The sequence below is a fragment of the Desulfatibacillum alkenivorans DSM 16219 genome, from assembly GCF_900142135.1.
Taxonomy (GTDB): Bacteria; Desulfobacterota; Desulfobacteria; order Desulfobacterales; family Desulfatibacillaceae; genus Desulfatibacillum; species Desulfatibacillum alkenivorans.
Genome location: NZ_FQZU01000005.1, coordinates 63,263 through 76,042, shown reverse-complemented (window position 1 = coordinate 76,042; position 12,780 = coordinate 63,263). Strand labels below are relative to the sequence as shown.

13 protein-coding genes are annotated in these 12,780 nt (G+C 54.1%); 6 read left to right on the top strand and 7 right to left on the bottom strand.

Annotated elements, in window-relative coordinates; all coding sequences use genetic code 11:
- Positions 1 to 60: 60 nt before the first annotated feature.
- From BUE18_RS06175 to BUE18_RS06165, 3 genes are all read right to left on the bottom strand, one after another.
- On the bottom strand, positions 61 to 1,254 hold the full coding sequence (locus tag BUE18_RS06175) for a hypothetical protein (protein ID WP_073473983.1): 1,194 nt from the start codon (positions 1,252 to 1,254) through the stop codon (positions 61 to 63).
- A gap of 116 nt (positions 1,255 to 1,370) precedes the next feature.
- Positions 1,371 to 1,817 carry an ATP-binding protein gene (locus tag BUE18_RS06170; protein ID WP_083610814.1) on the bottom strand — a complete coding sequence of 149 codons (447 nt, stop codon included), beginning with the start codon at positions 1,815 to 1,817 and terminating at the stop codon, positions 1,371 to 1,373.
- A 172-nt stretch (positions 1,818 to 1,989) separates the two neighbouring features.
- Positions 1,990 to 2,709 (bottom strand): enoyl-CoA hydratase, encoded by a 720-nt coding sequence (locus BUE18_RS06165; protein ID WP_073473980.1) that lies wholly within the window; start codon positions 2,707 to 2,709, stop codon positions 1,990 to 1,992.
- Positions 2,710 to 2,839: 130 nt separating this feature from the next.
- Between BUE18_RS06165 and BUE18_RS06160 the strand changes: the two genes are divergently transcribed.
- The 5 genes from BUE18_RS06160 (at position 2,840) to BUE18_RS06140 (ending at position 7,559) form a co-directional block, all read left to right on the top strand.
- Complete coding sequence (locus BUE18_RS06160; protein ID WP_073473976.1) at positions 2,840 to 3,202, top strand: hypothetical protein; 363 nt, start codon at positions 2,840 to 2,842, stop codon at positions 3,200 to 3,202.
- A gap of 503 nt (positions 3,203 to 3,705) precedes the next feature.
- Complete coding sequence (locus BUE18_RS06155) at positions 3,706 to 4,110, top strand: hypothetical protein (RefSeq protein ID WP_073473973.1); 405 nt, start codon at positions 3,706 to 3,708, stop codon at positions 4,108 to 4,110.
- 258 nt (positions 4,111 to 4,368) lie between these two features.
- Entirely contained in the window at positions 4,369 to 4,572 is a 204-nt protein-coding gene (locus BUE18_RS06150; RefSeq protein WP_073473970.1) for a hypothetical protein, read from the top strand.
- Between the two features lie 176 nt (positions 4,573 to 4,748).
- Entirely contained in the window at positions 4,749 to 5,513 is a 765-nt protein-coding gene (locus BUE18_RS06145; protein ID WP_073473969.1) for a Smr/MutS family protein, read from the top strand.
- A gap of 237 nt (positions 5,514 to 5,750) precedes the next feature.
- The gene (locus BUE18_RS06140) at positions 5,751 to 7,559 is read left to right on the top strand and encodes an acyl-CoA dehydrogenase (RefSeq protein WP_073473967.1); all 1,809 of its coding nucleotides are present in this window, start codon (positions 5,751 to 5,753) and stop codon (positions 7,557 to 7,559) included.
- A 75-nt stretch (positions 7,560 to 7,634) separates the two neighbouring features.
- Here BUE18_RS06140 and BUE18_RS06135 read toward each other — a convergent pair whose 3' ends face one another.
- Complete coding sequence (locus BUE18_RS06135; RefSeq protein ID WP_073473965.1) at positions 7,635 to 8,096, bottom strand: PaaI family thioesterase; 462 nt, start codon at positions 8,094 to 8,096, stop codon at positions 7,635 to 7,637.
- A gap of 171 nt (positions 8,097 to 8,267) precedes the next feature.
- Between BUE18_RS06135 and BUE18_RS06130 the strand changes: the two genes are divergently transcribed.
- On the top strand, positions 8,268 to 9,446 hold the full coding sequence (locus tag BUE18_RS06130) for a THUMP domain-containing class I SAM-dependent RNA methyltransferase (protein WP_073473963.1): 1,179 nt from the start codon (positions 8,268 to 8,270) through the stop codon (positions 9,444 to 9,446).
- A gap of 256 nt (positions 9,447 to 9,702) precedes the next feature.
- Here BUE18_RS06130 and BUE18_RS06125 read toward each other — a convergent pair whose 3' ends face one another.
- From BUE18_RS06125 to BUE18_RS06115, 3 genes are all read right to left on the bottom strand, one after another.
- On the bottom strand, positions 9,703 to 10,350 hold the full coding sequence (locus tag BUE18_RS06125) for an OmpA family protein (RefSeq protein ID WP_073473961.1): 648 nt from the start codon (positions 10,348 to 10,350) through the stop codon (positions 9,703 to 9,705).
- Positions 10,351 to 10,587: 237 nt separating this feature from the next.
- Positions 10,588 to 11,982, bottom strand: a complete 1,395-nt coding sequence (locus BUE18_RS06120; RefSeq protein ID WP_073473959.1) for a glycosyltransferase — start codon at positions 11,980 to 11,982, stop codon at positions 10,588 to 10,590.
- Between the two features lie 9 nt (positions 11,983 to 11,991).
- Positions 11,992 to 12,714: a class I SAM-dependent methyltransferase gene (locus BUE18_RS06115; protein WP_073473957.1), complete on the bottom strand. Its 723-nt coding sequence runs from the start codon at positions 12,712 to 12,714 to the stop codon at positions 11,992 to 11,994.
- Between the last annotated feature and the right edge of the window lie 66 nt (positions 12,715 to 12,780).

Sequence of the window (12,780 nt, the reverse complement as noted above, 5' to 3'; positions counted from 1 at the left end):
GTCCTCAATGCGTGGACTTTGCCTGCTAAAAAATCCATAAACCCCGGGACGAGAATGCGTTTATTGAGCTGCTATCGGCGGAGAGGAAACCCATTCATAGCCCCACATTCCGGACCGGACTCCCAGGGTTACCTTCTGGCCGATTTCAAACTGTTCATATTGTTTTTCCGAAATCGAAAAGCGGACGTCCCCTTTTTTTCCGCTCCACGGCGCCAAAGACAGGGAATAGTGGGCGCCCTTGCCGTGATAGACCTTTTTCCCCGCCACTTCCGTGGTGTAAAAGACCGCCGGCGAAGAATCCAGGGCTCCGTTGGTGAACATGAAGCCCGCGATGCAGGCCATAAAAAACGTCATGGGAATGAGAAGCGAAAAAACCATAAACAGGCGATGGCTCTCAGGCGTCTTGCGAAACCAAAGACGACCGGCGAAAAGGAACAATAAAACGCCTATTACGGTGGGCATGATAGAAAAACGAAAGGCGCCCGACATCATGGCCTGACCGCTCAAGGGGGTGTACATTTTTTTCGCAAGGATCATGAGAATCAAGGAAACGATGAGGGGCAGCGAGGTCGCCATGGCCATTATCATGCTTTGTTTTTTGTCGAAAAACAGGGCGGACGCACTGAACGGCTTTACCTCGCCAACAGGATTTCGGGCGGGTTGCAGCGCAGCGCCGACAGCGGCGAACAGTTTGGCGGCTTTGCCCCTTATTTCGCCCGGAGTCAGGGCCAAGAGGTCTTTTTCCGCCATGGAAGCCAGCGGAATAACCAGGGAAGCCCCGGTCTCATCCAGGCGCAAATAATGCATTTTGGTTTCCAGAAGCCCCCGGATTGCATTCAAAGCATCCTGGCGCCATAACACTTGGGCCGCCTTTTCCAAATTATCCGCGTGCACGTAATGATCTTTTAAAAAGTCCTTGTCCGGGATGTCCGGCGGGGATGTAAGCCCAAGCCTCTCCCCCCAGGAGTCCAAAAACATCCTCTTTCTGACGGCCATAATAAAACCCGCGTTTCCCGGAATGGTGATGACCGCCAGTGCAGGCCCTTTGCCCTGCTTGGCGAATTGCAGCTTGTACGGCGTTTCTTCCAGGCGGGCAATCAGGCATTTGCCCTGGACGGCGCCGCTTAGCGGCCCCGCCAATGACTCCAAGACCTTGACAAGCCGCTTCTGCTGCTTTTGATAGGCGATTACGGATATGGCGATAATGAAGCAGACAAACAAGGATAGGAGCAGAATCAAAGTCAAAGGCTGCATCTCGCATGACCTTTCGCAATTTGTCAGAGCAATTTAGCCCAACCGGCCGAACGTGTCCTCCTGAAGGCCCGCCGGCCAATCCGTTTAAGCAATTGAATCAATAAAGACGGAAATAATCAAGCCGCGTGGTGAGGCGGCTCTTGGGGGGTGAACTTTTTGGTCATGGTCAGAACGTTCTTAGTGTCCTGGGAGAGATAATTCACCTCGTCCATCACCTGTTGGATAATAAAGAGTCCCATGCCGCTCTCAGGCAGGCTGGTCACGTCTTCAGGGTCAAAATCCAGGGCCGCCGGCTTCAGGCCGTCCATGCCCTTGCCCCAATCCCACACTTCAAATACCATGGATTCCTTGTCAGCCCGGCAGATTACGGCCAACTCCTTGCCCTTGGGATCCTTATAAGCGTGCTTGACCACGTTGATCACCGCTTCCACCACGCAGGTCTCAATGAGGTATCCTTCCAATTTGGTAAAGGGGTAGTGGGAGCAAATGCCGTTCACGGCGAGCCCTATCAAAAAGACCTGCTTCAAATCCGCTTCCACGACCATTTTGATTTCCACGGCCACGCCTATCTCCTGTGATTATACAAGCAACGACGATCAACCGGGCGCTAATCAAGAATGCCACAAAAAATCCGGCAGGTCAAAGGCAATGACGGTCCGCCGGAAAACCGGCGGACCGATCAAAAAGTGAAAGCAATTCAGGTTTTCCCGCCCATTTGCATGTTGGGAAAACAGACTATATCAGGGCGGCCGAACCGTTTAAAAAACGCGTAAAAACCTGTTTTTCCAAATCCAGCGCATGGCCTGCGGTCAAGTTGTGGCCGTCGTTGATCAGCTTTCTGTAGCCGGGCAGAAAATCCGCCTTGGTTTTACAGATATCCCGGGCTATTTCCATAACCCGCGGCATCAATTGATCGGGCTCCACAATCTCGTTCACCAGCCCCAGGTTCAAGGCTTGTCGGGCGGTGATATCCTTTCCGGTAAAGCTGATCTGACGGGCCATGCGGATTCCCACGGCCCGGGAAAGCAGTTGAGACATGCCCCAGCCGGGATAAATGCCCAAAAGGGCGTGGGTGTCCCTGAAAAGGGCTTGAGGAACGGCAATGAGGAAATCGCAGTTAAGGGCGATCTCAAAAGCGCCGGTGATGGCCGGGCCGTTAATGGCGCCGATAAAAGGCTTGTTGCAGGATTTCATGAAATCCGTCAGATACACCCCGTCCCCCCTTGGATCCATCATATTGTCCGTGGCGATGCAGTTCAAATCCAGGCCGGCGCTGAAGGATGATCCGGCGCCGGTAATGACCGCAACCCGAATGGAGTCGTCGCTTTTCACTTCGTCCAAATGTCCGTACAAATGCGTCAGCAAATCCTGGTTCAATGCGTTGCGTTTTTCAGGCCTGTTCAGCGTTAGAATGGCGACGCCGTCTTCTTTTCTGAATAAAACTGGTTTGTCCATCTTGTCTCCCGCTCGATAAGGATTATCTTTTTCACAAAGGAATGTTCTTTTGGGACCCCTCCGGGACGGACCATAACCTTTTCATTTTTTTCAGGCAACCGTTAAACCAACCCTTTTCAAAGGAGAAATCATGGAAAATCGCATTGCCAGACTGGAAGCCCGGATCAATCAACTGGAAAAGGAGGTGGCGGAGCTGAAAAAGGCCGCCGGACTATCCGGCGACAAGGGGAAAAAAGCCCCCATGTCCGGGAACGAAGAGGCATTGCTAAGCGCGTGCGAGTCGGCCGGAGCTGCTTCAAAACGGGTGAAAATTGGCAAACTGCGGGACGAAATGGGCTGGGACGCCAAGGAGTTTGACGACGCCCTGGACGCTTTGGCCAAGGCCGGAAGGATTCTATTGCATCAGGGGTCCATGGGGCTGAGCCTCTCCAACATGGACAGCATGTTCATGGGGGATAACGGAGAGAGCTTTACGGAAGTTTCGATTCCATAAGGTATTTTTTCAAGAAGTTGGACAATTCCCCCCCCATATCCGGCCCGGCGGGCCGGGTTTGAAAACCGCCGCCAGGGGCGAGGGCTGACGAAGCCCTCTCTTCCTCTCCCCAGGGACAAAGAGGACGCGGAAGAAGCCGCCCCCGGGTTACCGGTGTCGTCCGCCGGCGAGGCGGAGCGGCTTTTCCTCCTGCGGCCGGCCGGTAGTTGGCGACGGACCCGTTTGCGGCATTTTGCCGCAATATGCGGCCTTTTTTCCTGATAGATTTTGTAAAAAACAGAAATCGGATGTGTTCCGGCATGCTGAACGCCTTGCAGGCTTTTTCCGATCGGCCAGTTGAAACGCCCTAATCAAGAGGGTTTTCCGTCATTAGCCGCCGGGCCGTCATGTGAAATTTTTCTTTTAGTGCAAGCCGAGTCTGTTTTTGGCATATTTGATGCTTTTCAACTCCTCCCAAGTAAACCTTCGGGCGGGGTGCTATTCATTTAAAGGAACTGTTAATCATGCGCGAGTCTATTCTCCCAGCGTCTCCCATTTCCATTGAAGACGGCGAAGAAGCCTGTCCCGGGATAGAACCGCCCGCAGCAGGGGCTTTCGCCGGCATCAAGCCGACCTATGAGCAGTTGCAGGCGCGCGTTGAAGAACTGGAACGGGAAAACCGGGCTCTTAAAAAATATAAAAGCCAGCAAAAAAAGCTGGAGCAGGAGCTTTCGGACACCCTGACCAAGGTGCTGGCCGGCTACCTGCCTATTTGTGCGCGCTGCAAACGCATCCGGGAGGAAAACGGCGTCTGGAAACAGTTGGAAACTTACATCCAGGCCCACAGCGAGGTGGTTTTTTCCCACAGCCTGTGTCCCGCCTGCGCCAAGAGTTTTTATCCGGAATTTTTGCCCCCCGAGGAGGAATAGCCTTTTCCTCCGTCTTTCCACTTATCAAGTAGCGCTCACTAATTCCCCTGTTATTTTCCTCGTTGCAATCCCCTAATCTTTTCCTGATCATTTGTTATTTGAACATTTCGATTTTTTTTGATATAATGATATTAAATGGTTATTAAGCCATTTGCATATTAGTCAGGGATGGGCGGCTGCCTGAAGAAGCACGCCCGTTTCCTCATCCCTTATTATCAGACAATCCCTCTTGGTTGCGGGAAAGGAGTCGCTTTATTCATGGCTGGAAAGCATCCCGAATGCCCCCTTTACAATCCGGTCAATTGCAGGGAGTATTATAATCCCAAGGTTTGCGCCGTTGTGAGAACAGACAAGGTTTGTCTGAAAAAACGCAAGGCTAAAGCCGCCAAAGCCTCCTCCGGAGATAAAGGCGGGTCCGGGGCTCCCGTGTTGGCCGCCGCCGGCGAATCCAAAGCCTCATAGGCTCCGGATTCTAAAAAAGAACTCCCGCATCCCGCGGAGGCGCCGTTTTCCCTGCTCAGGCGCCCGCGTGCAGTGCAGTCTAATGTCGCGGTCTTCCGCGCTCTTGTTTTAGGCCTTCCTTTTTGCCTGCCCATCCTGTATGTCTGACCTAAATTCTTTCCAACGGCAGGTGAATCATGAAAAAAAGCAAAGATCAATCCATCAATCGCCCCTTTGAAGGCCTGACCAAAATCATAAAAGACAGAGGCTACAGCCTTCCTGAAGAGCCGAAAAACAGCGAAAAGCCCCATGCGGGCCAGGACGCCCCAACCGGGCGCCTTACCCGCGATATGGACGATGACAAACTTTTCGCCCTGTGGATGTCCGATGTCAAACGCCTGCCCCATGACGAACGCCTGGATGAGGAGCCTCTCACAGCCTCCTCCCCTTCCGAAACAGTCATGGACCCCGACGAACAGGTGCGCAAGGAGCTGGAGTCGTTGGTGGCCGGAGGATCGGGATTCAAGGTCAGCCAGACTTCGGAATACGTGGCCGGGACGGGCTACGGAGTGTCCTCCGACGTCGCCCGCCGCCTGCACAAAGGGGATTTTTCCATCCAGGCGCATATCGACCTCCACGGCATGGACGCCGCAGACGCCCAAAAAGCCTTTGACGCCTTTTTCGGGCAGGCCATAGCCTCTCATAAGCGCACAGTGCTTGTCATTCACGGCAGGGGCCTCTCCTCCCCCGGCAAACCCGTGCTTAAGTCCAAGGTCCTGGCCTGGCTCATTACCGGCCAATGGCGCAAATGGGTCCTTGCTTTCGCCAGCGCCCGGGCCTGCGACGGCGGGGCCGGCGCGACCCTGGTTTTGCTGCGCAACCGTCCTGTGGGGGCGGGCCAGAGGAAGCGTTGGGCCAAGAAGGGCTACGGCCCCGGGTATGTGGTTCAGCCCCGGATTTGACGACCCATTCAGCGGGTAATTTCCTCCCTCTAGATACCGACTACGCAGTTTCTCCTTTAAATACGGATTATTATAATCCAGTCAATTTTTTCTTGTCACCTGTTGAAAAATGAGGTAATACTCATTTGCTGGGATACACGGCGATCCGGGGACGTGAACGGTCGGCTTCAACAGCCCAAATTCATTTGAATTCCGCCCCGGCGCTGTAAAATAAAATGGCGCCTGAAAGGAGAAAACATGGCACAACTAATCGCAGATAGAAGAGACATCGACTTCGTGCTCTTTGAGCAGATGAAGGCTGACGAACTGGCAAAGACCGACAAGTTCGCCGAGTTCAACAAAAAAACCATCGATCTGATTGTAAACGAGGCAAGGAACCTGGCCATCAAGGAAATCCTGCCCACCAACGCGGACGGCGACAAAGGCTGCGTTTTCGAGAACAACAAAGTTACAGTGCCTGAGTCCTTTCATAGACCTTACGAGCTTTTGTGCGAAGGCGAATGGGTGGCCATGCAGGAAGATCCCGAAGTCGGCGGACAGGGAATGCCCGCTATGGTGGCCCAGGCCGCCGGCGAATACTTCGTGGGCGCCAACTGCGCATTCATGATGTACCCCGGCCTGTCCCACGGCGCAGGCCACCTTATCGAGGTGTTCGGCACCGACAAGCAGAAGGAACTCTACCTGAAGAACATGTACACCGGTAAATGGGGCGGCACCATGCTCCTGACCGAACCCGAAGCCGGCTCCGACGTGGGCGCCCTGACCACCACGGCCAAGCCCAACGGCGACGGCACCTACTCCATCTCCGGAACCAAGATCTTCATCTCCGGCGGCGAGCATGACCTGACCGAAAACATCATCCACCCCGTGCTGGCCCGCATCGAAGGCGCTCCCGCAGGAACCGCAGGCATCTCCCTGTTTGCAGTGCCCAAGATCTGGGTGAACGACGACGGCTCCCTGGGCGATGACAACGACGTGGTTTGCGACCGCATCGAAGAAAAAATGGGCATCCACGGATCCTGCACCTGCGTCCTGACCCTGGGCGGCAAAGGCAAGTGCAAGGGCACCCTGCTGGGCGAAGAAAACAAGGGCATGCGCGCCATGTTCCAGATGATGAATGAAGCCCGCCTGGGCGTGGGCCTCCAGGGCTTCGCCATGGCAAGCTGCGCCTACATGTACGCCCTGGACTACACCAGGCAGCGCAAACAGGGCAAAAACCTGCTGGAATTCGCCAATCCCGACGCCCAGTCCGTGACCATCATCAATCATCCCGACGTACGCCGCATGCTCATGACCATGAAGGCTTACATCGACGGCATGCGCTCCTTCCTGTACTTTGTGGGCAACTGCTTTGATAAGCACAAGACCGCAGGCAACGAAGAAGAAGCCGAAAAATACATGAACCTGATCGAAATCCTGATCCCCGTGATCAAGGCTTACTGCACGGACCGCGCCTTTGACGTGTGCTCCCTGGCCGTCCAGTCCTACGGCGGCTACGGCTACACCAAGGAATACCCGGTCGAGCAGCTCCTCAGGGACACCAAAATCACCGCCATCTACGAAGGCACCAACGGCATCCAGGCTATGGACCTCCTGGGCCGCAAGCTCGGCATGAAGGGCGGCAAGCCTTTTATGGAACTCATGGGCGTTATGATGCAGACCGTGGCCGAAGCCAAGGAAGCCGGCCTGGAAGACCTGGCCGCCAAGGTGGAAGCCGCCGTGAACGGCGCCGGCGAAATCGCCATGCTCATGGGCAAAACCGCCATGTCCGAAAAAGTCCTGACCGCTTTCGCCCACGCATGTCCTTTCCAGGATGTCCTCGGCGACACCATCATGGGATGGATGCACCTGTGGCGCGCCACCATCGCAACCAACAAGGTGGAAAAAGCCAAATCCAAGGACAAACCCTTCTACGAAGGCCTGATCAAGACCGCTAACTTCTATATCAACAGCTTCCTGCCCATCACCGAGGGCAAGAGAAATTCCATCAAAGCCATGGAATCCGCCGCTGTGGATATGACGGAAGACGCATTCGCCGGTAAATAACAGCGATGCCGACCCTAAAAAAAGCCCCCTGCCGTAAGGCGGGGGGTTTTTTATTGGATTATCAGGAAATGACGATCAATCAATGAACTTCCGGGGAAGGTCGGGCAGATCAACCGGCTTGTTGGGCAATAGCATCAACGTGGCCGTGCCGTGAGCCACGTCCCGGCCCTTGGCGTCCGTCACATGGGCCTGGCCGAGACACAACGTCTTGCCCACCTTCAGGCAATCCCCGTTCACCCGCAGGCTGCCGGCGGAAACAGCCGCCATATAATTCAGCTTCAATTCCACAGTGGTCAGGCCCACGTCGTCGGGAATCTGGGAATGCACCGCCCAAAACACGCCGGCTTCCACCAGCGACGCGCAGACACCGCCATGGATAATCCCAAAGGGCTGCATGTGCTTGGGATGAATCTCCAGGTCAAGGTAGGATTTCCCGTATCTCACCCCGTCCAAATGGATGGACATGAGCTGAAAAAACGGGCAGGAATTCACATACTCCGAAAAATAATCCACATAGGCTGGGTTTAGCTTTCTCATTCTTTCAGGCCGGCTCCTTTATTAAGCGCACCCGCACGAGCAAAAGCCTTATATTGAGGAAAAATCCCTCCCGTGATAACCCTATTGCCAATGCAAGGCCGCGAAGTGTATAAATATCGAAGCATGAATTATGTATGTTCTTATTTTGATTGTCAATAATTAGAAAAAGCCATGCTGAAAAAACGAGTAAAAAGACAGGTTATTGCAAGGGAGCACACGTTTTTTATCCCCGCCTCCCTGGGCCTGGAAAAAATCTGCGCCAAACAGGTTCGGTCCCTGGGCCTGGGGGCCACCCCCTCGGGGGAAGGCGGCGTGACCTTTCAAGGCAAACTGACGGACATGTACAAGGCCTGTCTGCACCTCTCCCTGGCCAACCGCGTGCTCATGCGGATTCATGAGTTCAGGGCGACCCATTTTGCGGAATTGGAAAAGGCTGTCGAGGGCATCCCCTGGGAGCTTTATTTGCCGGCATCCTGTCCTTTGAATATCCGCGTTACAGCCCGGAAGTCCAAGCTCTATCACTCCCAGGCCATTGCAGAGCGCGTGAAAAAGGCGATCCTGCAACAGCTTGAAAAATATGGAGAAAGGGTTGATGGCGGGGATGAGTCCGTCCCCCAGGAAATTTTTGTCAGGGCCGTCTCCGACAAATTCACCCTGTCCATCGACGCCTGCGGGGAACTCATGCACAAACGGGGATTCAAGGAAAGCGAGGGCCGGGCGCCTATCCGGGAAACCCTGGCTGCGGCCATCCTGGAATTCGCCGGATACGACGGCGGCCAGCCCCTGATGGACCCCATGTGCGGCAGCGGAGCTTTCTCTACTGAGGCTGCCCTCATTGCCGCCAATATCCCGCCGGGCTGGAATCGGGACTTTGCCTTTTTTTCCTGGCCGGCCTTTAAAAAGCAGCAATGGCTTTACTTGCGATCCCAGGCTGAAAAGCAATTTAAAAACATAACCCAGCCCCTTGTTTTTGCATCGGACATTGATGAAGAGGCTTGCGCCCTTTTACTAGAAACCCTTGAACGTCAAGGCCTGGATAAGATAGTAAAGGTTTCTAATGAGGACATCCTCAGACTCACGCCGCCCCAACAGGTCCCGAATCCGGGCCTCATCGTCGTCAATCCGCCCTACGGACTGCGCCTGGGAACCGTCCCCCAGGCCAAAGAGCTCTTTGCATCCCTCTGCAATCGCCTCGCCGGCCAGTTCCCCGGCTGGAAACTGGCCGTCCTTGTCCCCCATAAAGACTGGACGCCCCTCCTGCCCTTCTCCGGCAAACCCTTTCAAAAAATCCTCCACCACGGCGGCCTTAAAATCCCACTGCTCATCGGAAAAATCACGGACAAACACTAAAAGAGAAAAAGAAAAAAGCGCCTCCGGCGGCAAACTTAAAAAAAAGATTCAACTCGGTCGTCCGCGTGTTCCAAGTCAAGCGGCGAATTACATGCATTTCCAAAGCCCAAGAAACCCGTGCGCGGAGCGCCATTCAAAAGTTTTTTATCAAACTTTTTACAAAAAGTTTGCCGCCGGAGGCAGTAGTTTTGCTTTTTGCCGCCGGAGGCAGCAGTTTTGCAGTTTTGCAGTTTCGCATTTAAGCGGTTTATGCTTTTCATCTTGTAATGGGGTTGATGATCACCCGGCGGTTTTGGATGCGGTGGGCGCGGGTCTTGTTGTCCTTGACGGGCTGGTTGGCGCCGTAGCCTGTTAGGGACATGCGGGCGCCGTCCACGCCTTTGGAAATCAGGTAGTCCTTTACGGCCTGGGCGCGTTGGAGGGACAGGTAATTGTTATAAGCCGCGTTGTCGCCGGCGGAGCAGGCGTGGCCTTCTATGGAGAGTTTCACGGCCTTGTTGACGTGCAGCACGGAGGAAACTGCGTCCAGGACGGATTGACCGGCGGGGTTGAGTTCCGTGGAGTTCAAGTCGAACTGAATGACCTGGATGTTCCAGCAGCCGTTTTCATCCACGGGAGCGCCTTTGGGGGTTCCGGGGCATTTGTCGGCCTTGCCCGTCACGCCGTCATGATCCAGGTCTTTATCCACCCTGACAAGAGTGGCGTGAGCGCTTTTCGCCACGACCTTGCCTTCATACGCATCAATTATTTCGCCGATGCCGTTTCGGTCTTGGGATTTTTCCGCGGTTTGGGCCGGAGGCGGCGCAACATGGGTTTGAGCCTGTTTCTCCTTGTTGGATGCGCAGGCAGGCAGGAGAAGAACGCCAAGGCTCAGGGTCAGGATGATGAGTCGACTGTTTTTCATGGTATTTCCTCCTGTATTGTGTGTAAGAGGGCTCCCTTTGAAACATGGGGTTCAAGAAGTTGATAGTCAGATGGAAAAGTTTTAATTTCAAATAGTTCTGTATGCATTCCCACGCAAAGCATGGGAACGAGAACTCCAGCGCAGAGCGCTATTGAAAAGTTTGCCGCCGGAGGCGCGCAGTTTAGCAGTACACCGCCGGAGGCAAAAAAAAACTGTCTTTTTCAATTTTTTATATCTTCAGTCCATTGCCTTTTGCACGATGCGCAGGCTATGGACGGCCATGACCGGCTTGTATTCCGGGTTTTGGTCCAGCATTTCATAATAGAACCTGGACACTTCCTGCCAGGTGTCCACGTCGTGAAAGGCCACGTATCCGCCGGGGATGATGAAAGGCGACCAGGCTTCCCAGTCGGCCTTGACCGACTCGTACTCATGGCCTCCGTCCAGAAACAGCAGGCGGATGGGCTTATCCCATGTTTTGGCCGCTTCCGTGGAGGACGCGACGATGGGATTCACGTAGTCGTCCACTTCCACGGATTTCAGGTTTTCCTGAAACTGATTGAACGTGGTGCCTTGTTTGACCAGGACCTTGCATTCGGCCTTGGCGCCTTTTTGGTGCTCGGCCGACCCCTGGAAATGGTCCACGGCGGTGATTTTTTCCCGCCCGGCGGCTTTGGCCCCCAAAGCCAGCCAGCATGTGGACAATCCCAGGAAGCTGCCCACTTCCACGATTTCCCCGTTCCCCCGCCCCGCCTTGGCAAGCAGGTGCAGCACGTAGCCGTCGGTCATATTCAGCCAGCCCTCGATGTGCTTGAGCTTCTCGAACAATTGCACAAACTCGTAGGCCGTGGACATTTTATGAAAGATGTCCCTGGACTCGGGCAAGACCTGGATGGGCGGCGGATCCGGGGTTTGAAATTCCGGGTCGAAATCCGGGTCGTTGTAATAATCGCTGGTTTCGTTGATCTTGTGCACCAGAATTACGGCGTGATGCTTCACCTTGTAATGCTTGGAAATCCTCAGCCAATAATCCCAATCCTCGGGACCTATGTAAGGAACTCCTTCATGAGGAACCCGGGTCTTGATGGGCGCAAAAAACCCGACCTTCTCCCCGGCTTCTTTGGTGTGAAGCACGGTGGGGGTGCGGATGATGTTCCGGATGGTCATGATTTTAGGGCCGAACTCGATGGACAGGTTGCAGTTGGACAGTTCTCCCTTGCCGTCCAGGTTGCGGTGCCAGTAGGCGTCGCAATAGGCCAGGCCCAGGTCCGGGTTTTGGTCCATGAACTGGACCATCTCCTCCATAAAGTTCACCCGGTACATGTCGTCGCTGTCCAGGTATCCTATATAACGGCCTCTGGCCCGGCGCAGCCCGACGTTGCGGGGATTGTCGCCCTTGCCAGTCTCTTTATGGACCTGCAGATGGTTTTCCTCCAGCCTGATGTAAATAATCCGGTCGTCCTCAAAGCTCCTGACCACCTCTTCGGTGTTGTCAGTGGAGGCGTCGTCAATAATGATCAGTTCAAAATCGGGCATGGTCTGGCGCAGAACGCTTTTGATGGAGCGCCCGATGAGATCGGCCCGGTTGTATGTGGGCATGATAACGGAAACCGCAATATTATTGTCTGTCATGGTTCTCTCTTAAAAAACGGGGTCAAAATCCGTTTCAGGGTCGTAAATGGCCTGGATGGGGATGTTAAACCGGCCCAGGCTTTGTTCCTTCCTGGCTATGCAAGCCAGCATGGGATAGTATTTTTTCCGGGCTGCCGGCTTCATCCTGCCGACCTCGAACTCCATTTTTTCATAGTAAAAATTCGGGTCTTTCCACCATCTTTCCGGGGATTCCGCCATAAAAAAAACCACCGGCGAAAATCCATTTTTCCGGTATACGTCAAAATACAATGTGGGCGAAAAATTATAAAATCCGTGATTCACCAGATCAAGAGGCGCCAGATGAAAGACCGTCCCGCCCACCTTCAGCATTTTGACGATATTGGCGAAGGCGGTCTTGATGTCGAAAATATGCTCCAGGGTTCCGTGCTCGAAAACCAGGTCGTAGGAGTCGGCCATATGATCCGGGATGGGCGTGTTCATGTCGTGGACTATGGTGCATGATTCGCTTTCCGTAAAATCCACATCATCGTAGTGGTCAAATCCCAAGGCCTGAAAAATTTCCAGGGAAGTGATCTTGTTTTTGCCTTCCAGGGGCTTGGACGAAAACCCTTCGGATTCCAGCAACGCAGCCATATCCTTGACCGGGCTGGTCGCCTTTTGCCGGGAAAGGGACATGACCCGGCCCTTGTTGTTGACCCGGGGTAAAAGCTCCCGGATTAAAAATTCAACCACGCCTTGCTGCAGAGCCAAAATTCGGCCTCCTTGCCTTTAATCAGGGCCGTCATGCAGGTCCTAAAAACAAATCGGTTCAATGCT

Coding starts and splice junctions, on each gene's coding strand:
- BUE18_RS06140 (WP_073473967.1), top strand. CDS start 5,751: ATGGCACAACTAATCGCAGATAGAAGAGACATCGACTTCGTGCTCTTT.
- BUE18_RS06125 (WP_073473961.1), bottom strand. CDS start 10,350: ATGAAAAACAGTCGACTCATCATCCTGACCCTGAGCCTTGGCGTTCTT.
- BUE18_RS06160 (WP_073473976.1), top strand. CDS start 2,840: ATGGAAAATCGCATTGCCAGACTGGAAGCCCGGATCAATCAACTGGAA.
- BUE18_RS06120 (WP_073473959.1), bottom strand. CDS start 11,982: ATGACAGACAATAATATTGCGGTTTCCGTTATCATGCCCACATACAAC.
- BUE18_RS06155 (WP_073473973.1), top strand. CDS start 3,706: ATGCGCGAGTCTATTCTCCCAGCGTCTCCCATTTCCATTGAAGACGGC.
- BUE18_RS06135 (WP_073473965.1), bottom strand. CDS start 8,096: ATGAGAAAGCTAAACCCAGCCTATGTGGATTATTTTTCGGAGTATGTG.
- BUE18_RS06165 (WP_073473980.1), bottom strand. CDS start 2,709: ATGGACAAACCAGTTTTATTCAGAAAAGAAGACGGCGTCGCCATTCTA.
- BUE18_RS06145 (WP_073473969.1), top strand. CDS start 4,749: ATGAAAAAAAGCAAAGATCAATCCATCAATCGCCCCTTTGAAGGCCTG.
- BUE18_RS06150 (WP_073473970.1), top strand. CDS start 4,369: ATGGCTGGAAAGCATCCCGAATGCCCCCTTTACAATCCGGTCAATTGC.
- BUE18_RS06130 (WP_073473963.1), top strand. CDS start 8,268: ATGCTGAAAAAACGAGTAAAAAGACAGGTTATTGCAAGGGAGCACACG.
- BUE18_RS06175 (WP_073473983.1), bottom strand. CDS start 1,254: ATGCAGCCTTTGACTTTGATTCTGCTCCTATCCTTGTTTGTCTGCTTC.